Annotated in this window: 13 protein-coding genes, 3 rRNA genes and 2 pseudogenes; 14 read left to right on the top strand and 4 right to left on the bottom strand. The window is 66.6% G+C overall.

Features of this window, described 5'->3' with window-relative positions:
• Window position 1: 1 nt before the first annotated feature.
• Genes CFK39_RS03265 through CFK39_RS03250 form a run of 4 tightly spaced genes read right to left on the bottom strand, consistent with a single transcriptional unit; the run spans window position 2 to window position 4,230 of the window.
• On the bottom strand, window positions 2-1,084 hold the full coding sequence (locus tag CFK39_RS03265; RefSeq protein ID WP_245822878.1) for an ABC transporter ATP-binding protein: 1,083 nt from the start codon (window positions 1,082-1,084) through the stop codon (window positions 2-4).
• Window positions 1,081-2,286 carry an ABC transporter ATP-binding protein gene (locus tag CFK39_RS03260; RefSeq protein ID WP_089064251.1) on the bottom strand — a complete coding sequence of 402 codons (1,206 nt, stop codon included), beginning with the start codon at window positions 2,284-2,286 and terminating at the stop codon, window positions 1,081-1,083. The genes CFK39_RS03265 and CFK39_RS03260 overlap by 4 nt, the downstream gene beginning before the upstream one ends.
• Window positions 2,283-3,218: an ABC transporter permease gene (locus tag CFK39_RS03255; protein ID WP_089064250.1), complete on the bottom strand. Its 936-nt coding sequence runs from the start codon at window positions 3,216-3,218 to the stop codon at window positions 2,283-2,285. Before CFK39_RS03255 ends, CFK39_RS03260 begins: the two co-directional genes overlap by 4 nt.
• Window position 3,219: 1 nt before the next feature.
• Window positions 3,220-4,230, bottom strand: a complete 1,011-nt coding sequence (locus tag CFK39_RS03250; protein WP_245822876.1) for an ABC transporter permease — start codon at window positions 4,228-4,230, stop codon at window positions 3,220-3,222.
• A gap of 284 nt (window positions 4,231-4,514) precedes the next feature.
• Here CFK39_RS03250 and argC point away from each other — a divergent pair, with 284 nt between their 5' ends.
• From argC to CFK39_RS16645, 14 genes and pseudogenes are all read left to right on the top strand, one after another.
• Window positions 4,515-5,633: an N-acetyl-gamma-glutamyl-phosphate reductase gene (argC, locus tag CFK39_RS03245; RefSeq protein WP_245822874.1), complete on the top strand. Its 1,119-nt coding sequence runs from the start codon at window positions 4,515-4,517 to the stop codon at window positions 5,631-5,633.
• A gap of 84 nt (window positions 5,634-5,717) precedes the next feature.
• Complete coding sequence (gene argJ / locus CFK39_RS03240; RefSeq protein ID WP_089064247.1) at window positions 5,718-6,887, top strand: bifunctional glutamate N-acetyltransferase/amino-acid acetyltransferase ArgJ; 1,170 nt, start codon at window positions 5,718-5,720, stop codon at window positions 6,885-6,887.
• Window positions 6,888-7,048: 161 nt separating this feature from the next.
• A pseudogene (gene argB, locus CFK39_RS03235) lies at window positions 7,049-7,902 on the top strand (acetylglutamate kinase).
• Window positions 7,895-9,138 (top strand): annotated as a pseudogene (locus CFK39_RS03230) (acetylornithine transaminase). Before argB ends, CFK39_RS03230 begins: the two co-directional pseudogenes overlap by 8 nt.
• Window position 9,139: 1 nt before the next feature.
• A complete protein-coding gene (gene argF / locus CFK39_RS03225; protein WP_089064246.1) occupies window positions 9,140-10,123 on the top strand; it encodes an ornithine carbamoyltransferase in 984 nt (327 codons plus the stop codon).
• Entirely contained in the window at window positions 10,120-10,641 is a 522-nt protein-coding gene (locus tag CFK39_RS03220) for an arginine repressor (protein WP_089064245.1), read from the top strand. The genes argF and CFK39_RS03220 overlap by 4 nt, the downstream gene beginning before the upstream one ends.
• A gap of 133 nt (window positions 10,642-10,774) precedes the next feature.
• Window positions 10,775-12,010 carry an argininosuccinate synthase gene (locus CFK39_RS03215; protein ID WP_089064244.1) on the top strand — a complete coding sequence of 412 codons (1,236 nt, stop codon included), beginning with the start codon at window positions 10,775-10,777 and terminating at the stop codon, window positions 12,008-12,010.
• Between the two features lie 14 nt (window positions 12,011-12,024).
• A complete protein-coding gene (argH, locus tag CFK39_RS03210; RefSeq protein ID WP_245822872.1) occupies window positions 12,025-13,503 on the top strand; it encodes an argininosuccinate lyase in 1,479 nt (492 codons plus the stop codon).
• 321 nt (window positions 13,504-13,824) lie between these two features.
• Window positions 13,825-15,093 (top strand): tyrosine--tRNA ligase, encoded by a 1,269-nt coding sequence (gene tyrS / locus CFK39_RS03205; RefSeq protein WP_089064243.1) that lies wholly within the window; start codon window positions 13,825-13,827, stop codon window positions 15,091-15,093.
• Window positions 15,094-15,906: 813 nt separating this feature from the next.
• Window positions 15,907-17,426 (top strand): 16S ribosomal RNA (locus CFK39_RS03200).
• Window positions 17,427-17,804: 378 nt separating this feature from the next.
• Window positions 17,805-20,872, top strand: a 23S ribosomal RNA gene (locus CFK39_RS03195).
• 121 nt (window positions 20,873-20,993) lie between these two features.
• Window positions 20,994-21,110, top strand: a 5S ribosomal RNA gene (gene rrf, locus CFK39_RS03190).
• Together the 16S, 23S and 5S rRNA genes form the textbook arrangement of a ribosomal RNA operon.
• A gap of 299 nt (window positions 21,111-21,409) precedes the next feature.
• Window positions 21,410-22,417, top strand: a complete 1,008-nt coding sequence (locus CFK39_RS03185; RefSeq protein WP_089064242.1) for a polyprenyl synthetase family protein — start codon at window positions 21,410-21,412, stop codon at window positions 22,415-22,417.
• Between the two features lie 207 nt (window positions 22,418-22,624).
• Complete coding sequence (locus CFK39_RS16645; protein ID WP_245822870.1) at window positions 22,625-25,783, top strand: Ig-like domain-containing protein; 3,159 nt, start codon at window positions 22,625-22,627, stop codon at window positions 25,781-25,783.
• Window positions 25,784-25,792 lie beyond the last annotated feature (9 nt).

Raw genomic sequence — 25,792 nt, 5'->3', positions numbered from 1 at the left:
CTCAACGTGCCGCAGGTGCGGCGGGGGTGGGGGTGGGGCAGGTGAAGTCGGGGCGCTCGTCGGCCAGAACGCACAGCACGTCGCGGCCGTCCGGTCCGAAGGAGCGGGGTATCGGGGCGCTCGTGCACTCGGGGCGGGCCAGCGGGCAGCGATTCGCGAACCGGCAGCCGACCACCTCGACCGAGTTGTCCACCGGGGCGGCGGTCGAGCTGCTCAGTGCCGCGGAATGCCCCGAGCCCTTGAAATGCGCGGGATCCGGTGCGGACTCGATGAGCAGGCGCGTGTACGGGTGCACGGGGTCCGAGACGATCTGCTCGGTGGGCCCGGATTCGATGATCCGGCCGCCGTACATGACGTGGATCCGATCCGAGACGTAGCGGGCGCTGGCGATGTCATGGGTGATGTAGAGGACGGCGAGGCCCTCGCTCTCCCGCAGATCGGAGAGCAGGTTCAGCACCTCCAGGCGGATCGAGGCGTCGAGCATCGAGGTGGGCTCGTCGGCCAGCAGCACCTTGGGGCTGACCGCGAGGGACTTCGCGATCGCCACCCGCTGACGCTGCCCGCCGGAGAGATCGGTCGGATAGCGGTCGATGTACCGCGAGGCCGGCGTGAGGTTCACCCGTTCCAGCAGCTCGGTCACCTTCTCGGCCACGGCCCGGCGACCGGCGGCGAGGCGGTGGATCCGCACCGGGCGCTCGATGATGTGGCGGATCTTCTTCAGCGCGTTCAGCGAGGCGAAGGGGTCCTGGAAGATCAGCTGCACGTCGCGGTAGTAGCGCCGCTCGTCCTTCGCCGCCTTCTTCAGCGGCACACCGCCGACCTGCACGTCGCCCCCGGTCGGTGCATGGATCAGGGAGAAGACGCGGGCCAGCGTGGTCTTGCCCGACCCGGACTCGCCCACCAGCGCGGCGATCTCACCCTCCTGGAGGGTGAAGTCGATCCCGTCCAGGGCCCGGACGGTGACCTTGCCCTCGGGGCCGTCGACGCGGAAGTGCACCGACAGGTCGTGGGTCTCGAAGACCGGGACGCCGGGCTCCTGCGGCGTCATCGGGTGTGATCGGGATCTGCGGCTCACGATGCTCATCGCTCCTCCGTCGTCGCGCTGGTGGTCTGTTCCTCGGCGGCCGGTCCCGTGACGGCGGGATGATCGATCGCCTCCGGCGCCGCCTCGTCCGCACCGGCCCCCGGCAGCGCCGCCTCCGTGCTCTCGCCGGCCCGATGGCAGGCCACGACGCCGTTCGCGGTGGGCACAAGCTCGGGCCGTTCGATGCGACAGCGTTCGATCGCGAGCGGGCACCGGGGTGCGAAGGAGCATCCGGTGGGCAGATCCAGCAGGTCCGGCGGGTTCCCGGGGATCCCCTGCAATCGGCGCACCGGCTCGGACAGCGGCGGGAAGGCGGCGCGCAGCCCGCGGGTGTAGGGGTGCTGTGCCGCCGAGTACAGCTGCTCGGGCATCCCCACCTCGACGATGCGCCCGCCGTACATGATCGTGATCCGGTCGGAGATCTCCAGCAGCAGCGAGAGGTCATGGGTCACGAACACGATCGCGAAGCCGAGGGACGCCTGGAGCTGGAGGATCTGGGTGAGGATCTGCCGCTGCATCACGACGTCGACGGCGGTGGTCGGCTCGTCCATGAACACGATCTCGGGGTTCGAGGCCAGCGAGAGGGCGATCAGGGCGCGCTGCTGCATGCCCCCGGAGAGCTGGTAGGAGTACGACCGCAGCCGGCCGGAGGGGATGCCCACCATTTCGAGCAGCTCACCGGCGCGGGCCCGTGCCGAGGCCTTGGTCATCGAGCGGTCGTGCTCCATGATCACGTCGATGAACTGGGTCTCCAGGCGGAGCACCGGGTTCAGCGAGGCCATCGCGGACTGCATGACGATCGACAGGGAGTCCCAGCGGTAACGACGCAGCTGATCCTCGCTGAGCGCCGTGAGGTCCACGGGGTCACCGCCGTCGGGATGGAAGCGCACCGAGCCGGCGCTGGTGACCGCCGGGGGTCGCTGCAGCCGGGAGAGCGCGTTGAGGAGGGTGGACTTCCCTGAGGCGGACTCGCCGGCGATGCCGAGGATCTCTCCGCGGCGGAGCTGGATGTCGATGTCGCGGCAGGCCGGTACCTCGCCCTCCTCGACGACGTAGGTGACGTCGAGCCCCTCCGCCTCGAGCAGCAGCGGTGAGCCCTCCAGGCGCTCGATGATCTGCTGGGTGGTCTCCACGGGGACCAGCGAGGCCTCGACGATCGTCGGGACCTCCTGGTCGGCGGTGTGCGAGGTCACGGTGGTCATGAGACGGCTCCCGTCGGAGTGGTCGAGGCGTTGGCGCGCGGCGTGATCCGACGGTTCCGCTTGAGGAACTTGCGCATCAGCGTCATCCGCCTGGTGCTGAGGGTCGGGTTGGTGATCTCGTCCAGGCCGAAGTTGACCATCGTGGTGGCGAAGCCCAGCAGCGCCAGGCACAGTCCCGGCGGTACGAACCACCACCACATGCCGCGGAACAGGGCGTTCATCCCGAAGGCGTAGTTGATGATCAGTCCCCAGCTGGGCTCTGCGGCGTTGCCGATCCCGAGCATCGCCATCGAGGCCTGCATGCCCACGCCGGCGGCGATGAGCGTGAGGAAGATGGGGGAGAGGATCCCGAACAGATGCGGCATGACCTCGACGAAGACGATCCGTGCTTTGGATTCGCCGATCGTGCGCAGCGCGGTGGTGAAATCACGGCCCCGCAGACTCAGCGCCTGGGCGCGTATGCGACGAGCGCCGCCCGTCCACTCGAACAGCCCGATCAGGATCGAGACCACCAGCAGCGGCATCTCCCGCCAGAAGGTCGCCGCGATGATCAGGACCGGGAAGGACGGAAGGTTCTGGAAGATCAGGATGACGCCGTTGAGCAGGCGATCCACGGCGCCGCCCAGGAATCCTGCGGCGGTGCCCATGGCGATCCCGATCGCAGAGGCGATGATCGCAGAGGCGAAGCCCACGAACATCGAGTTGTAGGTGCCGTAGAGCATCCAGGTGAACACGTCCTGCCCGGAGGCCGTGGTGCCCAGCGGATGGGTCCAGCTCGGGGATGCTCCCATCGCCTCGGGGAAGATCGACTGCGGGGTACGGCCCATGATCTCGGAGGCGAAGGGCTTGCCCAGGAGCGCGACCAGGGTGAACAGGCCGATGATGGTCAGGCCGATGCCGACCTTCGGGTTCGCGAGGAATCGTCGCAGCATCTCAGCTCCCTTCCCGGGTGCGCGGGTCCAGCAGCACGTAGACGCTGTCCGCGATGAAGTTGAAGATCAGGCTGAGCACGATGACGATCAGAAGCAGCGCCTGCATCAGGGGGTAGTCGCGCACCGCCGTCGAGGCCCCGATCAGGCCGCCCAGGCCGGGGTAGATGAACACGGCCTCGGCCAGCACGACGGCCATCAGCACCCCGCCCATCGACATCGCCAGACCCGTGATGTTGGGCAGCAGCGCGTTGCGGGCGGCGTACGCGTTGCGCACGCGCTCGGGGGTGAGCCCCTTGGCGCGGGCCAGGTGGACGTAGTCCTCGTTGACGGTGGTGATCATCATGTTGCGCATGCTGAACAGCCAGCCGGTGAAGCCGACCACGATCAGGCAGACCAGCGGCAGCAGCGAGTGGTACGCGATGCTCAGGACCCAGTCGAGATTCGTCAGCTCGGCGGGACGGACCCGCTGGTTCACCGCGCCCTGTGCTGGGAACAGCCCCTTGGAGTACGAGAGGTACCAGACCAGCAGCAGGCCCAGCCAGAACGGCGGGATCGAGGAGAAGAACATCGCAAACGGGGTGACGATGGTGTCGAGCAGCCGTCCGGGCCGCCAGCCCAGCCGTGCCCCGAGGTAGGTGCCGATGAGCCAGCCCAGCAGGGTCGAGACCAGGCCCAGGTACACGGTCCACGGCAGGGCCTGCACGATGAGGTCGGTGACCTCCATCGGGTAATACATGATCGAGCGTCCCAGATCGAGCCGAGCGAGCTGGACGAGATAGTTCCAGAACTGCTCCCAGATCGAGGCGCTGGGGTCGCCGTACATGTTGTGGATGATCGTCATCTGGTACTCGGAGGGGCGCTGGCCCGTCTTGTCGTAGATGTCGCGGATCATCGATTGGGCGGGGTCGTTCGGCATCAAGCGGGGGAGCACGAAGTTCAGCACCACCGATACCAGGAAGACCACCAGGTAGGTCGCGGCTCGCTTGGCCAGGAAGACCAGGTTCGGAGGCACGCGGCGTCGCCCGCGGGCTGGGGTCTCGCCGAGGGCGGGTGATTCACCCGCCGGCGACGTCGATGTCGCACTCGTGGTCACTGCTTCTCCTGTCGTGTGCCGTCGCTGGCACGTCAGGGCCTCGGGATCACGGGATGTGTGAGGCACGCTACTTAACCGGTGAACCAGAGCTTAACCGCTACAGCACCTCCCGCGTCAACGTCTTGCGCTGCGTCGCCCTCGCGAGCCGCGAGCGACGGGCCCCCGAGTGGCTGATCATGCAGTTGGATGTATATACTTCCGGCATGGCTCTCAACTCCGGCGACGCGTCCCCCTCCACCGCAGCTCCCCTGGGCGAGACGACGCATCGACCCCGCATCGCCGTCGTCGGAGCCTCCGGCTACGCCGGGGGCGAGACGCTGCGGTTGCTCGCCGGGCATCCGGGCATCGAGGTGGCGACCGTGGCCGCGCACTCGAGCGCCGGCAAGCACCTCTCCGAGGTCGCCCCGCACATCGACCTCGGCCACGACCCGGTGCTGGCCGAGACGAGCGTGGACACGCTGCGCGGCCACGACGCGGTCGTGCTCGCCCTGCCCCATGGCCAGTCCGGGCAGATCGCCGCCGCGCTGCGCGCCGAGGACCCGGAGGTGCTGGTGCTGGACCTCGGGGCGGATCACCGCCTGGAGAGCGCCGAGGACTGGAGCGACTACTACTCCAGCGAGCACTCCGGCACCTGGACCTACGGCATGCCCGAGCTGCTGCTGGCCGATGGCACCCGCCAGCGGGACCAGCTGGTCGGCGCCCGCGAGATCGCGGTGCCCGGCTGCAACGCCACCGCCGTCTCCCTCGCCCTCGCGCCCCTGCTGCGCGCCGGGCTCCTCGACGCCGAACGGCTCAGCGCCGTGCTCCCCGTCGGCTACTCCGGGGCCGGCCGCGCCGCCAAGCAGCATCTGCTTTTCAGCGAGGCCTCCGGCTCCGCCTCCCCCTACGCCGTGGGCGGCAGCCACCGCCACGTCCCCGAGGTGTTGCAGAACCTGCGCCGCGCCACCGGACGGGACGGCCAGCGCCTCGCCTTCACCCCCGTGCTGGTGCCGATGAGCCGGGGCATCCTCGCCGTGTGCACCGCACCCGTGGACGAGGGCACCTCCACCGCCGACCTCCTCGCCGCGCTGCAGGCCGACTACGCCGAGGAGCACTTCATCACCGTGCTGCCCGAAGGCGTCTTCCCCTCCACCGGTGAGGTCGCTGGCGCGAACACGCTCCGCATCGGGGCCGCCGTGGACCATCGCAGCGGCCAGGCCACCGTGATCTCCGCCCTGGACAACCTGGTCAAGGGCACCGCCGGCGCGGCGCTCCAGTCCCTGAACCTGGCGCTCGGGCTGCCCGAGGCCACGGGACTGACCCGTACCGCACTGGCCCCCTGAGACCCTCCGCGGGGCCGTTCCGACAGCGCCCGCCGGGCCCCGCGCCCCTCATCTCCCACGACCTCATCCCTTCCAGGAGCACCCGTGTCGATCACCCGCCCCCGCGGCTTCCGCGCCGTCGGCCTCTCCGCCGGCATCAAGTCCACCCCCAGCGCGGATCTCGCCCTCATCGTCAACGACGGTCCCCGTGACACCGCGGCCGCGGTCTTCACCGCCAACCGCGTCCAGGCCGCACCCGTGCTGTGGTCCCGGGAGGCAGTCGCCGACGGCCGCGCCCGCACGGTGGTGCTGAACTCCGGCGGCGCCAATGCCTGCACCGGCCCCGAGGGATTCGCCGACACCCACCGCACCGCCGAGCATCTGGCGAGGCAGCTCGAGATCTCCGCCCAGGACGTGCTGGTCTGCTCGACCGGCCTGATCGGGGAGCGGCTGCCGATGGATCCGCTGCTGGCCGGCATCACCGCCGCGACCGGGCAGCTGGACGCCGGGCGCCAGGCCGACGACTCCGCTGCGCGGGCGATCATGACCACCGACACCGTCCCCAAGACCGCCGAGGCCACCACCGCCTCCGGCGCCGTCGTGGGCGGGATCGCGAAGGGCGCGGGCATGCTCGCCCCACAGCTCGCGACCATGCTCGTGGTGCTCACCACCGATGCGGACGTCGACGCCGCGACCGCCGACGCCGCACTGCGGGCGGCCACCGCCACCACCTTCGACCGGGTCGACTCCGATGCCTGCATGTCCACCAACGACACCGTGATCCTGCTGGCCTCCGGGGCGAGCGGCATCACCGTCTCCCTCGATGAGCTCACCGAGGCCGTGCGGACCGTCAGCGCGGACCTGGCCCGGCAGCTGGTCGCCGATGCCGAGGGCGCCAGCCATGACGTCCACGTGATCGTGCGCTCGGCGGGCACCGAGCAGGCCGCGCTCGCCGTGGCCCGGGAGATCGCACGTTCGAATCTGGTCAAGGCCGCGATCTTCGGCAACGACCCCAACTGGGGGCGCATCGTCTCCGCCGCCGGCTGCGTGCCCGAGGCCGTCGCCCCCTTCGCCGTCCAGGATCTCTCCGTCACCGTCAACGGTGTCGAGGTGTGCCGCGGCGGGGGAGCCCACCGCGACCGCTCCGAGGTGGACATGACTCCGCGGGAGACCCTCATCGAGGTGGACCTCGGTGCGGGCACCGCCACCGGAGACATCTGGACCAACGACCTCACCCACGACTACGTCGAAGAGAACAGCGCCTACTCCTCATGAGCACCGCCCCTACCCCTCCTGACCCCACCGGGCCCGCCAACGATGCCGCGACCGGCGACCACCACCGCACAGAGGCCCCGCTGGTGGGCAAGAACCCCCTCGCCCAGCTCGACGCCGCCCGCAGCGAGGCACGCGAGAAGTCCGAGGTGCTGATCGAGGCGATGCCCTGGATGCAGCGCTTCCGCGGCAAGATCGTGGTGGTCAAGTACGGCGGCAACGCCATGGTCGACGACGACCTGCGGCGCGGCTTCGCGGCGGACATCGTCTTCATGCGCCTGGCCGGCATCCACGTGGTCGTCGTCCACGGCGGCGGGCCGCAGATCAATGCCATGCTCGAACGGGTCGGCAAGGAGTCGACGTTCCGCGGCGGCCTGCGCGTCACCGACGCCGAGACCATGGACATCGCCCGCATGGTGCTGGTGGGACAGGTGGGCCGCCAGCTCGTCGGTCTCATCAACCACCACGGGCCCTTCGCCATCGGGATGTCCGGAGAGGACGGCCGCCTGTTCACCGCCACCCGCCGCGGCACCGTCGTGGACGGGGAGGATGTCGACCTCGGCCACGTCGGCGCGGTCCAGGGCGTCAACATCGCCGCGATCTCCGATCTGCTCGAGGCGGGCCGGATCCCGGTGATCTCCTCGATCGCGCCCGAGGTCGACGCCGCCGGCCACCCCACCGGCGAGGTGCTGAACATCAACGCGGACCTCGCCGCCGCGGCCCTCGCCGAAGGGCTCGACGCGGAGAAGCTCGTGATGCTCACCGACGTCGAAGGCCTGTACCGCGAGTGGCCAGACCGCGGATCGCTGATCCCCGAGATCTCCGCGACCGAGCTGCGGCAGATGCTGCCCGACCTCACCGCCGGGATGATCCCGAAGGCCGAGGCGCTGCTGGGGCGGTCGACGCCGGAGTGCGCACCGCCGCGATGATCGACGGCCGCATCGAGCATGCCGTGCTGCTGGAGGTGTTCACGACCAAGGGCGTGGGCACCATGGTGAGGAGGGACGACTATGTCTGAGCAGACCATCCCGTCGGAGGGGACGAGCGCCGACTACGCCGGACGCTACGGCCGAGCGCTGCTGCCGGTCTTCGGCACCCCGCAGAAGGTCCTCGCCCGCGGCGAGGGCGTGCACGTGTGGGACACCGACGGCCAGCAGTACCTCGATCTGCTCGCCGGGATCGCCGTCAACGCCCTGGGGCACGCCCACCCGGCGCTGCTGTCCGCGATCGCCAAGCAGGCGGAGACGCTCGGCCACGTCTCGAACTTCTTCGCTTCCGCCCCGCAGATCGAGCTGGCGGAGAAGCTGCTCGAGCTCGCGCAGGCGCCGCAGGGCTCCGGGGTGTTCTTCGCGAACTCGGGCTCCGAGGCCAATGAAGCGGCTTTCAAGATCGCCCGCCGCACCGGCCGGCCCCGCATCCTCGCGCTGACGAGCTCCTTCCACGGCCGCACCATGGGCGCGCTGGCGCTGACCTCCAAGGAGGCCTACCGCGCCCCCTTCGAGCCGCTGCCCGGCAGGGTCGAGTTCCTGCCGGTCGGAGACGAGCAGGCGCTCGCCGAAGCGCTGGCCCCGGGGACGTCGCCGCAGTGTTCGCCGAACCCATCCAGGGCGAAGCCGGGGTGCGGCCCCTGAGCGACGAGTACCTGCGCGCGCTGCGCCGCCTCACCCAAGAGCACGGCACGCTGCTGATCCTCGATGAAGTGCAGACGGGTATCGGCCGCACCGGGCACTGGTTCGCCCACCAGGCGATCGAGGGCCTCCAGCCGGATGTGATGACACTGGCCAAGGGACTCGGCGGCGGCTTCCCGATCGGTGCCGTGATCAGCTTCGGCCCCGAGGTGCACGACCTGCTGCAGCCCGGGCAGCACGGCACCACCTTCGGCGGCAACCCGCTGGCCTCCGCCGCCGGGCTGGCCGTGCTCGGCACGATCCTCGAGGAGGATCTGCTCGCACACGTCCGCTCCGTCGGCGCGCAATTCACCCGTGAGGTCCTGGCCCTGGACCACCCGCTGATCGAGGGAGTGCGCGGCGCCGGGCTGCTGCTCGGCATCGCACTGCGGGCACCGATCGCGAAGCAGCTCGCGGCCGCCGCACTCGCGAAGGGATTCATCGTCAACGCGCCCGATGAATCCACCCTCCGCCTCGCCCCACCGCTGATCATCACCGACCAGGAGCTCGCGACCTTCACCGCCGCGCTGACCGGCCTGCTCGACGCCGTCGCCGCAGCCGCACCGACCGACGAGGGAGGGAACTGAGATGCCCCGCCACTTCCTGCGCGATGACGACCTGAGCCCGGCCGAGCAGAAGGAGGTCCTCGCCCTCGCGCTCGAGCTCGCCGGCGACCGCTTCGCGAAGCGCCCGCTGGAGGGCCCTCGCACCGTCGCTGTCATATTCGACAAGTCCTCCACCCGCACCCGCATCTCCTTCGCGACCGGCGTCACCGAGCTCGGCGGCAGCACGCTGGTGATCGAGTCCGGATCCAGCCAGCTGGGCCGCGGCGAATCGATCTCCGACACCACCGAGGTGCTCACCCGGATGGTCTCCGCGATCGTGTGGCGCACCTTCGGCCAGGAGCGCATCGAGGAGATGGCCGCCACCGCCACCGTCCCGGTGATCAACGCCCTGACCGACGAGTTCCACCCCTGCCAGATCCTCGCGGACCTGCAGACCATCGCCCAGCACACCGGCGGTCTGGCCGACGGCGAGGCGGCGCTGGCCGGCCGCTCCCTGGCCTACCTCGGGGACGGGGCGAACAATATGGCGCACTCCTACCTGCTGGGCGGGGCGACCGCCGGCCTGGACGTGCGCATCGCCGCCCCCGCCTCGCACCGCCCGGATCCGCAGATCCTCGCGCGTGCCGAGGAGATCGCCGCCACCACCGGCGGGCGCATCACCCTCACGGAGGATCCCCGCGAGGCGGTCACCGGCGCCACCGCGGTGCTCACCGACACCTGGGTGTCGATGGGCCAGGAGGGAGAGGACGGACGCGGAGAGGAGACCTTCGCCCCGTTCCAGGTCACCGCAGAGCTGATGGGGCTCTCCGGCGGTCTCTTCCTGCACTGCCTGCCCGCCTATCGCGGCAAGGAGGTCACCGCCGAGGTGATCGACGGTCCGTCCTCCGTGGTCTGGGACGAGGCGGAGAACCGGCTGCACGCCCAGAAGGCACTGCTGACCTGGCTGCTGGAACACCCCGACGACGCCACAGCGGCCCACGCCCGCCCGACGGGGGAGCAGCGATGAGCGAGACCCGTCGCGGCGCCCTCGCCCAGACCAAGACCTCCCGTCAGCAGCGGATCGTCCAGCTGCTCACCCACCAGGAGGTGTCCTCCCAGTCCCAGCTCGCGCAGCTGCTGACCGCCGAGGGCATCGAGGTCACCCAGGCCACCCTGTCCCGGGACCTGGTCGAACTGCAGGCGGAGAAGGTCCGCGGCTCGGCGGGGAGCCTCGTCTACCGCCTCCCGCCGGAAGGGGGCAGCCCGCGACCGGCCGGCCCGGCGCCCGAGAGCGAGCTGCTCGAGGCGCGCCTGCCACGCCTGGCAGAAGGCCTCCTCGTATCGGCGGAGGCCAGCGGAAACCTGGTGGTGGTCCGCACCCCGCCCGGAGGTGCGCAGTATCTCGCCTCCGCCCTGGACCGGTCCGTCATGCCGGACGTCCTCGGTACGATCGCCGGGGACGACACCGTGCTGCTGGTCTCCCGGGACCCCGCCGGAGGAGATCGGCTCGCCGAGCGCCTGCTCGACCTCGCGGACGGCCGATGACCCGCCGGCGAGACCATGCCCGTGCCCCGGCGCCCGCGCGGCGCCTGATCGCCCCGAGGTCTCCTCGACCTCCCCGCAGCACCCACGACATCACGACCCACGACTGCACGACCCACGACTAGGAGCATTCCCCGTGACTGAAAAGATCGTCCTCGCCTACTCCGGCGGCCTCGACACCTCCGTCGCCATCGGCTGGATCCATGACGCCACCGGCGCCGACGTCATCGCCTGCGCGGTGGATGTCGGCCAGGGCGGCGAGGATCTCGAGGTGATCCGCCAGCGAGCCCTGGACTGCGGCGCCGTCGAGGCCTATGTCGCCGACGCCCGCGATGAGTTCGCGAACGAGTACTGCATGCGTGCCCTGCAGGCGAACTCGCTGTACATGGATGCCTACCCGAACGTCTCCGCGATCTCCCGTCCGGTGATCACCAAGCACCTGGTGAAGGCGGCCAAGAAGTTCGGCGCCACCACGGTCGCCCACGGCTGCACCGGCAAAGGCAACGATCAGGTCCGCTTCGAGGTCTCGATCACCTCCCTGGCTCCCGAGCTCAAGTGCATCGCCCCGGTGCGCGACCTCGCCCTGACCCGCGACAAGGCCATCGAGTACGCCGAGCGCAAGGGCCTGCCGATCGAGACCACCAAGCACAACCCGTTCTCGATCGATCAGAACGTGTGGGGCCGCGCCATCGAGACCGGCTTCCTCGAGGACATCTGGAACGAGCCCACCAAGGACGTCTTCAGCTACACCGACGACCCCGCCTTTCCCCCGGTCGCCGACGAGGTCGTCATCTCCTTCGAGCACGGCATCCCGACGGCGATCGACGGCCGCGCCGTCAGTCCGCTCGAGGCGATCCAGGAGCTCAACCGCCGCGCCGGCGCCCAGGGCATCGGCCGGATCGACATCGTCGAGGACCGCCTGGTGGGCATCAAGTCCCGTGAGGTCTACGAGGCCCCCGGCGCGATGACGCTGATCACCGCGCACCAGGAGCTCGAGCGCGTCACCCTCGAACGCGAGCAGGCCCGCTTCAAGCGCACCGTCAGCGACCGCTGGACGGATCTGGTCTACGACGGCCAGTGGTTCTCCCCGCTGAAGAAGTCCCTGGACGCCTTCCTGACCGACACCCAGCGCTACGTCAACGGCGATATCCGGATGACCCTCCACGGCGGCCGCGCCACCGTCACCGGTCGCCGCACCGAGACCGGCCTGTACGACTTCAACCTCGCGACCTACGACGAGGGCGACACCTTCGACCAGGGCAGTGCACGCGGCTTCATCGACATCTACGGCCTGGCCGCCAAGCAGGCCGCAGCCCGCGACGTCGCCTTCGGCAACGGCGAGGACCTCGACGCCGCCGAGGGGCAGGCATGAGCCAGGACGGCATCATGCCTTCCAGCGCCTCCGGCCCCACGGGCGAGGCGGATCCGGCGGCCGCCGCCGACCCGTCGGCCGCGCAGGAGAACGCCTCGCTGTGGGGCGGACGCTTCGGCTCCGGCCCGGCGGCCGCCCTGGCGGCGCTGTCGGTCTCCACGCATTTCGACTGGCGTCTGGCGCAGTACGACCTGCGCGGCTCGAAGGCACACGCGAACGTGCTGCACGCCGCCGGTCTGCTGGGCGACGACGAGCTCTCCGGGATGCAGGACGCCCTGGACCGGCTCGCGGCCGACGTCGCCTCCGGCGAGTTCACCGCCGCGCCCGAGGACGAGGACGTGCACACCGCCCTCGAGCGCGGTCTCATCGAACGAGCAGGCCCCGAGCTCGGCGGCAAGCTGCGCGCCGGTCGCTCGCGCAACGACCAGATCGCCACCCTGATCCGGCTGTTCATCCGCGATCAGGCCCGCGCGATCGGCGAGCAGGTCCTGGACCTGGTCGATGTGCTGGTGGCACGGGCCCGTGAGGTGCACGGCGCCCCGATGCCCGGTCGCACGCACCTCCAGCACGCCCAGCCGCTGCTGCTCAGCCACCACCTGCTGGCCCACGCCTGGCCGCTGCTGCGAAACGTGGAGCGGCTGCGGGACCTGGACGTGCGGGCGGACAGCTCCCCGTACGGCTCCGGCGCCCTGGCCGGCTCGAGCCTGGGCCTGGACCCGCAGGCGATCGCGGCGGAGCTGGGCTTCACGGACTCGGTGTGGAACTCGATCGACGGGACCGCCTCACGGGACCTGACCGCCGAGTTCTCGTTCGTGCTGGCGATGATCGGGATCGATCTGTCGCGGCTCGCCGAGGAGATCATCCTGTGGAACACCAAGGAGTTCTCGTTCATCACCCTGGACGACGCCTACTCCACCGGCTCCTCGATCATGCCGCAGAAGAAGAATCCCGACATCGCCGAGCTCGCCCGCGGCAAGGCCGGCCGGGTGGTCGGCGACCTCGTGGGCCTGCTGACCACGCTGAAGGCACTGCCGCTGGCGTACAACCGCGATCTGCAGGAGGACAAGGAGCCCGTCTTCGACCAGGTCGACTCGCTCGACCTGGTGCTGCCCGCATTCACCGGGATGATGGCGACGCTGGTGTTCCACACCGACCGCATGGCCGAGCTCGCCCCGCAGGGCTTCTCGCTCGCCACGGACATCGCGGATCACCTGGTGCGCCGCGGGGTGCCGTTCCGCTCGGCGCACGAGATCTCGGGCGCCTGCGTCAAGGTCGCCGAGGAGCAGGACAAGGAGCTGTGGGACCTCACCGATCAGGAGCTGACCTCCATCTCCGAGCACCTCGACGGCTCCGTCCGCTCGGTGCTGTCGGTCGACGGCTCGATCGCCTCACGCGACGCGAAGGGCGGCACCGCACCGGTGCGCGTCGCGGAGCAGGAGGAGGCCGCCGACGCCGCGGCCTCCGCACTGCGCCGCTTCACCCGGGACCGCTGAGGAACCCGTCCTCGGACCGAGCCCGGCTCCTCCGGTCGCGGCCGGAAGCCGGCCCCTCGGGCCACCGGAAATCTGCCCTGGGCGGGGGTTGAACGGCCACCAGGCGTTCAACCCCCACCGGCGTCAGTATTCTGGTGGCGGCGGGACGATGCCACGCCTTCGCTCTGGATGATGGGATACTGGCCGACGGATCGCCGGTTACGAGCCGGCCGGAGTGGGGCTCCTGCCCCGTCCCGGCTCTCCTCGTCCCAGCTCCTGCGAGATCGGTCGGCACTGCCCGGCCCCAACGGCACCTCGTGCCCCACCGAGAGGAACTGATCGATGCATTCCGTCCTGGACGAGCTCGCCTGGCGAGGACTCGTCGTGCAGACCACCGGGCGTGAGGCGCTCGGCAGCGCTCTGGCGGACGGACCGGTCAGTCTGTATTGCGGGTTCGACCCGACAGCTGCATCGCTCCATGTCGGCCACCTGACACAGGTGCTCACCATGCGTCGCCTGCAGCTGGCCGGCCACCATCCCTACGCCCTCGTGGGTGGGGCGACCGGCCTGATCGGCGACCCGCGGATGTCGGGCGAGAGGGTGCTGAACGACTCCGAGATCGTCGGCCGGTGGGTGGACAGCCTGCGTGGCCAGATCTCCCGCTTCCTCGATCTCGAGGGCGAGTTCGCGGTGACGATGGTGAACAACCTCGACTGGATCGGCCAGATGAGCGCCCTGGATTTCCTGCGGGACATGGGCAAGCACTTCCGCATGGGCACCATGCTCGCCAAGGACACGGTGGCAAGGCGTCTGCAGAGCGATGAGGGGATCAGCTACACCGAGTTCAGCTACCAGGTGCTCCAGGGCATCGACTACCTCGAGCTGCATCGCCGCCATGGGGTGTCCCTGCAGTACGGAGGCAATGACCAGTGGGGGAACCTCCTGGCAGGCGTCGACCTGATCCACAAGGTCGACGGCGAGGACGTCCATGCCCTGACCACACCACTGGTCACCAAGGCGGACGGCAGCAAGTTCGGCAAGAGCGAGGGCGGGGCAGTCTGGTTGGATGCGGAGCTGACCAGCCCGTATGCCTTCCATCAGTTCTGGCTCAATGCGGCCGATGCGGATGTCGTGAACTACCTGAAGTACTTCACGTTCCGCACCCGCGAGGAGATCGCGGAGCTGGAGCATGCCACGGTCGAGGCCTCCCATCAGCGCGCGGCGCAGAAGTCCCTGGCGGATGACCTGACCACGATGGTCCATGGCCAGCAGGCGACGAACCAGGCGAAGGCCGCAGCTGCGGTGCTCTTCGGCCGCGGGGATGTGCGCGAGCTCGACGGATCGACACTGCAGGCTGTCGCTCGCGAACTGCCCGGCGCCACGGTGGGGCCCACCACGTCCCTGGTGGAGGCATTCATCGACACCGGCATCGCGGCTTCCAAGGGTGCGGCCCGACGAGACGCCGATGGGGGAGGGCTCTCGGTCAACGGCGAGAAGATCAGCTCTGAGGATCTGCAGGGCGAGGTCGGTGACCTGTCCGCGCTGCCCGGCGGCCACCTGTTGCTGCGCCGTGGTCGCAAGAGTGCAGCGATGGTCCGCATCGCCGGCTGATCATCCGCCGTTCGATCGGCCGACGAGCCCCGGGAGACGACCGCCAGACGTCACCCGGGGCTCGTCCCGTTGTGCGGAGGCCGGCGCCGGAGAGTGCGTGCACCGGCGACCGGCCCCGCATCAGGGCCCAGCCGCGGTGCCGTGGTGCAGAGGCGCGTAGATGACCGCCAGTGAACATGTCAAGCCGACGATAAGCCCCGGTGACCCCCCTCTCAGACGTGGGTCACATCCGGACGCAAGAGCGCTTTCCACGGCCTGCGGGAACGCCCTGACCTGCAGGTACGTCCCATTTGAGCCGCAGTTGCAGGGCGAGACGGCCGGTTTGACGCACCCCCTGGCGACCCGTAATGTTCTTTCTTGTCAGCAGCGAGAACGCAGACACAGCGGGACGGAAGCCTCCTCCGGGAGAGCTGAAGAAGCGCAGTGGAACGGGAACGCTGAGGGCCGCTGGACCGGGAGACCGGGACAGTGCGGGTGACCAGGTCACCGGGAGGATCGCAGGAAGATCCGAACGAGACCGGGACCACACCCCGCGGAGTTGGACCAGCCCGCGAAACACTGCTAGAGTAGTGATTCGCGCCGGGACGACGAAGCAAGAAGATCGTCGGACGGATTCTTCCCCCGGCACCTCCGAGCCTCCGACTCGACCCGTAGATGCGGGGAGAGAACGATGTGCGCGTGTTGCTTGATATCTCAATAGCGTGTCTGTTTATTGATGCCATTTAGTTTGAATGGCAATATTATACGGATGATACAGCAGTTTAATTTGCTGGTTGTTTGTTTATTTTGTCAGGATATTGTTTTTCATGTTTTTTCATGGAGAGTTTGATCCTGGCTCAGGACGAACGCTGGCGGCGTGCTTAACACATGCAAGTCGAACGATGATGACGGGGCTTGCCCTGTCTGATTAGTGGCGAACGGGTGAGTAACACGTGAGTAACCTGCCCTTCACTTCGGGATAACCTCGGGAAATCGTGGCTAATACCGGATATGAACTCTTGCCGCATGGTGGGGGTTGGAAAGATTTATCGGTGAAGGATGGACTCGCGGCCTATCAGTTTGTTGGTGAGGTAATGGCTCACCAAGGCGATGACGGGTAGCCGGCCTGAGAGGGCGACCGGCCACACTGGGACTGAGACACGGCCCAGACTCCTACGGGAGGCAGCAGTGGGGAATATTGCACAATGGGCGAAAGCCTGATGCAGCGACGCCGCGTGGGGGATGACGGCCTTCGGGTTGTAAACCCCTTTCAGTAGGGAAGAAGCGAAAGTGACGGTACCTGCAGAAGAAGCGCCGGCTAACTACGTGCCAGCAGCCGCGGTAATACGTAGGGCGCAAGCGTTGTCCGGAATTATTGGGCGTAAAGAGCTCGTAGGTGGCTTGTCGCGTCTGCCGTGAAACTCCGAGGCTCAACCTCGGGCGTGCGGTGGGTACGGGCAGGCTAGAGTGTGGTAGGGGAGACTGGAACTCCTGGTGTAGCGGTGAAATGCGCAGATATCAGGAAGAACACCGATGGCGAAGGCAGGTCTCTGGGCCATTACTGACACTGAGGAGCGAAAGCATGGGTAGCGAACAGGATTAGATACCCTGGTAGTCCATGCCGTAAACGTTGGGCACTAGATGTGGGGGACATTCCACGTTCTCCGCGTCGTAGCTAACGCATTAAGTGCCCCGCCTGGGGAGTACGGCCGCAAGGCTAAAACTCAAAGGAATTGACGGGGGCCCGCACAAGCGGCGGAGCATGCTGATTAATTCGATGCAACGCGAAGAACCTTACCAAGGCTTGACATGCACCGGACGATCCCAGAGATGGGGTTTTCTTCGGACTGGTGCACAGGTGGTGCATGGTTGTCGTCAGCTCGTGTCGTGAGATGTTGGGTTAAGTCCCGCAACGAGCGCAACCCTTGTTCTATGTTGCCAGCACGTGATGGTGGGGACTCATAGGAGACTGCCGGGGTCAACTCGGAGGAAGGTGGGGACGACGTCAAATCATCATGCCCCTTATGTCTTGGGCTTCAAGCATGCTACAATGGTCGGTACAATGGGTTGCGAAACTGTGAGGTGGAGCGAATCCCAAAAAGCCGGCCTCAGTTCGGATTGGGGTCTGCAACTCGACCCCATGAAGTCGGAGTCGCTAGTAATCGCAGATCAGCAACGCTGCGGTGAATACGTTCCCGGGCCTTGTACACACCGCCCGTCAAGTCACGAAAGTCGGTAACACCCGAAGCCAGTGGCCCATCCTTGTGAGGGAGCTGTCGAAGGTGGGATCGGTGATTGGGACTAAGTCGTAACAAGGTAGCCGTACCGGAAGGTGCGGCTGGATCACCTCCTTTCTAAGGAGCATCACCAATTATGGTGGCCATTTTCTCACCCGAGTGTGGTGGGGGTGGTTGCTCAAGGGTGGAACATCAATGAATGGGCACTTCGCTTGCCGGCGTTGTCTTCTAGTACGGCTCACTTCTGTGGGTGTGGAACGGGGATTGCTGGTGGGTTTGAGGTGGAGACACGCTATTGGGTTGTGAGGCTGCACGCAGCTCCCTTATCCTGGTCGCTTCTGGTGGCTGGGGTTTTGTGGGGTGTGTGGCTGGTCCTCCCTTGCATTGCTTCCTGTTTTTGGGGGTGGTGTGGGTGTGGGGTTGTTTCTTGAGAACTGCATAGTGGACGCGAGCATCTTGTAAGCAATTTTTAATGCGCAAAGAGTCTTTGTGTTGCCGTAAGTTTTAAAGGGCGCACGGTGGATGCCTTGGCAAGAGGAGCCGACGAAGGACGTGGGAGTCTGCGTTAAGCCTCGGGGAGTTGACAACCAAACTGTGATCCGAGGATGTCCGAATGGGGAAACCCACCACGAGTCATGTCGTGGTACCCGCTGCTGAATGTATAGGCAGTGTGGAGGGAACGCGGGGAAGTGAAACATCTCAGTACCCGCAGGAAGAGAAAACAATAGTGATTCCGTAAGTAGTGGCGAGCGAAAGCGGAGGAGGCTAAACCTGGTCTGTGTGATACCCGGCAGGGGTTGCAGGTTGGGGGTTGTGGGACGTATCTGGATCGTCTGCCGGCGGTCCGACGTGTACGTGCAGTGGTAGTCGAAGTCGTGTTGAGTGCGACGGCGTAGAGGGTGTGACCCCCGTAGACGAAACTTCTGCATGGCGTGATGCTGTTCCCGAGTAGCACCGGGCCCGTGAAATCCGGTGTGAATCTGCCAGGACCACCTGGTAAGCCTGAATACTACCTCTTGACCGATAGCGGACAAGTACCGTGAGGGAAAGGTGAAAAGCACCCCGGGAGGGGAGTGAAATAGTACCTGAAACCGTGCGCTTACAATCCGTCGGAGCCTTTAGGGGTGACGGCGTGCCTTTTGAAGAATGAGCCTGCGAGTTAGTGGTCGGTGGCGAGGTTAACCCGTGTGGGGTAGCCGTAGCGAAAGCGAGTCTGAACGGGGCGTTCAGTCGCCGGCTCTAGACCCGAAGCGAAGTGATCTATCCATGGGCAGTGTGAAGCGCGGGTAAGACCGCGTGGAGGCGCGAACCCACTTCAGTTGAAAATGGAGGGGATGACCTGTGGATAGGGGTGAAAGGCCAATCAAACTTCGTGATAGCTGGTTCTCCCCGAAATGCATTTAGGTGCAGCGTTGCGTGTTTCGTACCGGAGGTAGAGCACTGGATAGGCGATGGGCCCCACCGGGTTACTGACCTTAGCCAAACTCCGAATGCCGGTACGTGAGAGCGCAGCAGTGAGACTGTGGGGGATAAGCTTCATAGTCGAGAGGGAAACAGCCCAGAACATCAGCTAAGGCCCCTAAGCGTGTGCTAAGTGGAAAAGGATGTGGAGTTGCTGAGACAACCAGGAGGTTGGCTTAGAAGCAGCCACCCTTGAAAGAGTGCGTAATAGCTCACTGGTCAAGTGATTCTGCGCCGACAATTTAGCGGGGCTCAAGCACACCGCCGAAGCTGTGTCACTCAGACCTTGTGTCTGGGTGGGTAGGGGAGCGTCGTACAGCCAGCGAAGCCGCGGGGGAACCCAGTGGTGGAGGCTGTACGAGTGAGAATGCAGGCATGAGTAGCGAAAGACGGGTGAGAAACCCGTCCGCCGATTGATCAAGGGTTCCAGGGCCAGGTTTATCCGCCCTGGGTTAGTCGGGACCTAAGGCGAGGCCGACAGGCGTAGTCGATGGACATCGGGTTGATATTCCCGAACCGATCGTAGGAGGACCCATACCGAGGCAGTCGATGCTAACCACCCGAGCTGTTCCCATACCCTTCGGGGTGTGGAGAGTGGTGAGGCTGGGAACCAAGGTTGTAGTAGGTCAGCGCGAGGGATGACGCAGAGAGGTAGCTTCCGCGGACTTAATGGAATAGTCCGTCTAAGCGTGCAGCCCGGCCCCGGGTAATGCTGGGGCCATGAGGGTGAGACGTGATGGGGATCCCGTATGGGCGTAGGTGAGTGATCCTGTACTGCCAAGAAAAGTTCCGGCGTGACGAATACGGTCGCCCGTACCCTAAACCGACTCAGGTGATCAGGTAGAGAATACCGAGGCGTTCGAGAGAATCGTGGTTAAGGAACTCGGCAAAATGCCCCCGTAACTTCGGGAGAAGGGGGGCCCGAACCGTGAGAGCGGTGAGGGCCGCAGAGACCAGGGAGAAGCGACTGTTTACTAAAAACACAGGTCCGTGCGAAGTCGTAAGACGCTGTATACGGACTGACGCCTGCCCGGTGCTGGAAGGTTAAGAGGACCGGTTAGAGCTCTTCGGAGTTCGAAGCTGAGAATTTAAGCCCCAGTAAACGGCGGTGGTAACTATAACCATCCTAAGGTAGCGAAATTCCTTGTCGGGTAAGTTCCGACCTGCACGAATGGCGTAACGACTTCTCCACTGTCTCAACCGCGAACTCGGCGAAATTGCATTACGAGTAAAGATGCTCGTTACGCGCAGCAGGACGGAAAGACCCCGGGACCTTTACTATAGTTTGATATTGGTGTTCGGGACGGCTTGTGTAGGATAGGTGGGAGACTGGGAAGCATTCACGCTAGTGGGTGTGGAGTCATTGTTGAAATACCACTCTGGTCGTTCTGGATTCCTAACCTCGGTCCGTGATCCGGATCAGGGACAGTGTCTGATGGGTAGTTTAACTGGGGCGGTTGCCTCCTAAAGAGTAACGGAGGCGCTCAAAGGTTCCCTCAGCCTGGTTGGCAATCAGGTGTTGAGTGTAAGTGCACAAGGGAGCTTGACTGCGAGACAGACATGTCGGGCAGGTGCGAAAGCAGGAACTAGTGATCCGGCACTCCATTGTGGAATGGGTGTCGCTCAACGGATAAAAGGTACCCCGGGGATAACAGGCTGATCTTGCCCAAGAGCTCATATCGACGGCATGGTTTGGCACCTCGATGTCGGCTCGTCGCATCCTGGGGCTGGAGTTGGTCCCAAGGGTTAGGCTGTTCGCCTATTAAAGCGGTACGCGAGCTGGGTTTAGAACGTCGTGAGACAGTTCGGTCCCTATCCGCTGCGCGCGTTGGATATTTGAGAAGTCCTGTCCCTAGTACGAGAGGACCGGGATGGACTGACCTCTGGTGTGCCAGTTGTTCTGCCAAGGGCATGGCTGGTTGGCTACGTCGGGAAGGGATAACCGCTGAAAGCATCTAAGCGGGAAGCCTGCTTCGAGATGAGATATCCATACACCCTTTGGGTGTGAGAGGCCCCCAGTAGATGACTGGGTTGATAGGCCAGGTGTGGAAGCACAGCAATGTGTGGAGCTGACTGGTACTAATGGCTGATGACTTACAACAACATTTCTTTGTGTTGGTTGTTTGCTGTGTGTGTTTGCGTCCACTGTGCGGTTCTCGGGAACAACCCCTGACAGTCCGGGTTTTGTTGCTCGGGGTGTGGGGTCTGGTTGTCTCATTGTGTTACGGCGGTCATAGCGTCGAGGAAACGCCCGGTTCCATTCCGAACCCGGAAGCTAAGCTCGATTGCGCCGATGGTACTGCACTCGGGAGGGTGTGGGAGAGTAGGTCGCCGCCGGACATCTTTATTGGGAGTGGAGGAGTGCTGGAACCCCTGTTTTGGGTGTTCGCCTCCTCCACTCCCTTTTTTCATGCCCGAAACCGCTGGCGTGAAATCGTCAGGCCGCCAGGTACGTCTTTCCCCTCACCTCAGGGCCATCCGTCCGTCTCGTAGCGTTCGCATCCCGGTAGACTCGGCTCTCGGATCCGCTCGGTCTCCCACCGGGGTGATGGCGGATCCCGGGGCCCTCGGCCCCTGGTGTTACGCAACCTAAGCTTCGGGTGCTCCGCGACGGTGCCCCGCTGAGTCCCAGGAGAGCCATGCCGTCCACGCTGCCGGGCGTTCCCGACATCGACGAGGACCTCGCGAGCCGGATCGTCGACCGCCTCGGAGCCATCGAGCACCTCCTGCGCGACTCCGTCTCCAGCTCCGATGACATGATGCGGTGGACGGGCCGGCATCTCATGGATGCAGGCGGCAAGCGCGTCCGACCCATGCTGGTGCTGCTCGCCGCCTCCCTCGGGGACATCGATGCCGCCGGGGTCCAGGATGCTGCTGTGCTGGTGGAGCTGACTCACCTGGCCAGCCTGTACCACGACGATGTCATGGACTCCGCCCCCACTCGACGCGGCACCGACAGCGCCCACGCCCTGTGGGGGAACAACGTCGCCATCCTCACCGGGGACTTCCTCTTCGCCCGGGCCAGCGCGCTCAGCGCGCGGATCGGCACCGACGCGGTGCGCCTGCACTCGGAGACCTTCGAGCGGCTCTGCCTCGGACAGCTGCACGAGACCGTCGGCCCCAAGGCGGGGGAGGACCCTTTCGAGCACTACATCTCGGTGCTCTCCGATAAGACCGCCTCTCTGCTCTCCCTCGCCGGCGGCCTCGGTGCATCGCTCTCCGGCGCCCCGGAGAGCACGGCGGACGTGATGCGCCGCTACGGGGAGAAGGTGGGAGTGGCGTTCCAGCTCGCAGATGACGTCCTGGACCTCGAGAGCGACGCCGACACGAGCGGCAAGACGCCGGGCATCGACCTGCGCGAAGGAGTCCCCACCATGCCGACGCTCCTGGTCCGTCGCCGGGCCGCAGCTCATCCGGATTCCCGCAGCCTCGAGATCGTCGAGCGGCTCGACGGAGACCTGAGCTCCGACTCAGCCCTCGACGAGCTGGTGGGGCTGCTGCGCGCCGATCCGGCACTGGAAGAGACTCGTGAGCTCGCTGCCCGCACCGCGGACGAGGCGAGCGCGACCCTTGCAGAGCTGCCCGCCGGAGACGCCAGGGACGCGCTGACGGCATTCACCACCACCCTGGTGCGACGCAACCGCTGAACCGGTCCCGGCTCGCGGCCGGGACGCCGCGACGGGGATCGCGTTGATGACTTCGTGACTCGCCACTCGTGGTGCCTACGGCATGCAGCGGGTACCCTGGGCGGGGCCATGAATGGGGCCGGGCCGGCTTCGGGGGCGCATCTCAGGGCAGACGCGACGGGCCGGCAACGACCATGCGACACATCGACCAGGCCTTGGGGTACGACCATGTCCGACACCGCTGGACGGATGCGGCACAGGGGGAGACGACTGACGATCGTCTCCTCTGCCGTGCTGGCGGTGGTGGCGTTGGTGCTGACCGGATTCGCGCTGCGCTACCCGGGACTGTCGTCCTCCGAGGTGGAGGTCTCCAACGGCGGCGTGTGGGTCACCAACGAGCAGCTCGGGCTGCTCGGCCGACTGAACGTCGATGCCGGTGAACTCGACGCGCGGCTGTCCGCGACCGGCCAGGACCTGGACATCATCCAGTCCGGCTACACGGTGCTCGAGACCGGGCCCCGGGGCTTCACCCCGATCAACACCGCTTCCGTCACTCGCAACGGTCTGGTCGAACTGCCCACGGGCACGACCGTCAAGATCGGCGGAGACCGCATCGCGATCGCCGCTCCCGACGGCCGCGTCTGGATCGTGTCCCCCGACGAGGCAGCAGCCTTCAGCGCGAGCGCCGTGGACCCCGTGATCGAGGCGGGCAACGGCCAGCGCCCGCTCGCCGTCTCCGATTCCGGGACCGTCTTCATCCTGGACGGCACGAATCTTCTGAGCTACCCCCGAGAGGGGAACACCCGAGACACCACGGCGGAGGATCCGATCGAGGTCCCGGGCCTCTCCCAAGCAGCGGAGTCCGTCCAGCTCTCCGCCGTCGGCGACCAGCCGGTGATCCTGGACCGCGAGAACCAGCTGCTGCGGATCGGCGACGGCATGGACGAGTACAGCCTGGCCGACTACGGGGTCTCATCCCTGGACCAGGCACAGCTGCAGCAGTCCGGTCCCGCTGCGGATACCTTCGTCGTCTCCACCGTCGACGCGCTGTTCGTGATCCCCTTCGACGGGGGAAAGGCGGAGAAGATCTCAGCCCGCGGCACCGGCACCGACGTCGCCAAACCGGCCCAGGTCCAAGGCTGTGCCTACGGGGCATGGGGCGGGTCGAAGCGATATGTCCGTGCGTGCGAGGGCCAGGAGGCCGTGGCCGAGACCATCCCGGAGGCGGAGAGCTCAGCGGATCTCGTGCTGCGCGTGAACCAGGATCTGGTGGTGCTGAACGATCAGAAGTTCGGCCTGTCCTGGGAGATCATGGACAGCATGCAGCTGGTGGACAACTGGGTGATCTCCCAGGACATCCAGACCAGCACGTCGCAGGAGAAGGAGAAGGAGACCCTCACCACCACGATCACGAACATCGCCGCCGAGCGCGACGAGGAGAACCGCAAGCCCACGGCGAACGATGACACCTTCGGTGTCCGCCCGGGCAAGAGCATCGTCCTGCCGGTGACGAAGAACGACACGGATCCGGACGGCGACATCCTCACCGCCACTGTGCAGGGTGACCAGCCGAGCATCGGCACGGTCACGCCCATCCGGGGCGGAACCCAGCTCCAGATCGAGGTCGCCGAGGACGCCACCGGCACCGCGACATTCACGTACCAGGCCGATGACGGCCGCGGCGGCAAGGACACCGCAGTGGTGACGCTGGAGGTCAGGGCCGAGGGTGAGAACTCGCCGCCGGAGCCCGGCCAGGAGACGATCACGAAGGTGCAGGTCCGCTCGGGTGAGGAGATCAGCTTCAACATCCTCCCGTATTGGGAGGATCCCGACGGCGATGCCTTCTACCTCGCCAACGCCACCGTCCCGCCCGAGGACCTGGTCACCTTCCGCCCCGACGGACTGATCACCTTCAACGATGCCGGCCTGGCCCCGGGCACGAAGCAGGTGCAGCTCACCTTCCGCGATGAGAACGGCGACACCGGAGAGGGCGTCGTCGAGATCGAGTCCGTGACCGAGACCGACCTCGCCCCGATCACCACCGCAGACCACGCCAGCTTCGTCGCCGGCCGCAGCAGCACTATCAAGCCGCTGGTCAACGACCTCAACCCCAACGGCGGCAGCCTCGAACTCCTCAGCGTGAGCGATGCCGAGGGTCTCGATGTCGAGCCCTCCCTGGAGGCCGGGACCATCGAGGTCACCGGACGTGAACCGGGGACGTACTACCTGGAGTACACCGTCGCCGGCAGCGGCGCGAGCACGGCCTCGCTGGGACTGGTGCGGGTGGACATCGAAGAGCCTACGACGGACGATCTGAAGCCGGTCGCGGTCGACGACATGGGGACCGTCACCACGGGGTCCGACACGCTGCTGGATCCCCTGGAGAACGATGTGGACCCGACCGGGGGCGTCCTCGTGGTGAACTCGATCGAGCTGCCTGCCGACAGCGGTCTCAAGGCGACGGTCGTGAACCATCACCTCGTCAGGGTCGAGGCGACGCCGGGAGCGACCGTCTCGGAAGAACCGGTGCCGGTGACCTACGAGGTCGCGAATTCCACGGGCACCGCCACCGGCACGATCCGGGTGATGGTCGCAAGCACCGATACCCAGTTCGCGAATCCCGAGGCGGTGCCGGATCGTGCCGTGGTCCGTGCCGGCGACATGGTGAACATCGACGTCATCGCCAACGACATCTCGCCGACCGACTCCGAGCTCCACCTCGGCACCGAGATGGACACCTCCCGCGCCGACGACCTCGGCCATGCGGAGCCGAACCAGGACCAGATCAGGTTCCGCGCCGACGACGACGCCAGCGGCGAAGCCGTCGTGCAGTACCAGGTGGTCGATGAGACCGGCCGCACCGGCTCCGCCCTGGCCTACATCACGATCGTGCCGAGGGATGTCGAGAACACGGCGCCCCAGCCGAAGAACCTGACCGCCCGCACGGTTGCCGGGACGCCGGTGCGGATCCCCGTGACGACCACGGGAATCGACCCGGACGGCGACTCGGTGATGCTCACCGGGATCACCAGTCCGATGCCTGAGCTGGGCGAGATCGTCTCCGCGAACGGCGAATGGATCGAATACCTCCCCTACGAGGACTCCCGCGGCACGGATCAGTTCCGCTACCAGGTGATGGATCGCTTCGGTGCGATCGGCACCGCCGAGGTGCTGGTCGGCGTGGCCGCGCCGAACGATGTGAACCAGGCGCCCTACGCCGTCGACGACATCGTGGAGGTGCGCCCGGATCGTGAGGTGCAGATCCCGGTGCTCGACAACGACACCGATCCCGAAGGGGACCGCCTCGCGGTGGTGCGGGACGACGTCGAGGCGATGACCGAGATCGAGGAGATCCCCCGGCGGAGGGCGAGGACGACGGGAACCTGACCGTCGTCA

This window comes from Brachybacterium avium (assembly GCF_002216795.1).
In the GTDB taxonomy this organism is placed as follows: Bacteria; Actinomycetota; Actinomycetes; order Actinomycetales; family Dermabacteraceae; genus Brachybacterium; species Brachybacterium avium.
This window is presented reverse-complemented; position numbering and strand designations above follow the sequence as displayed.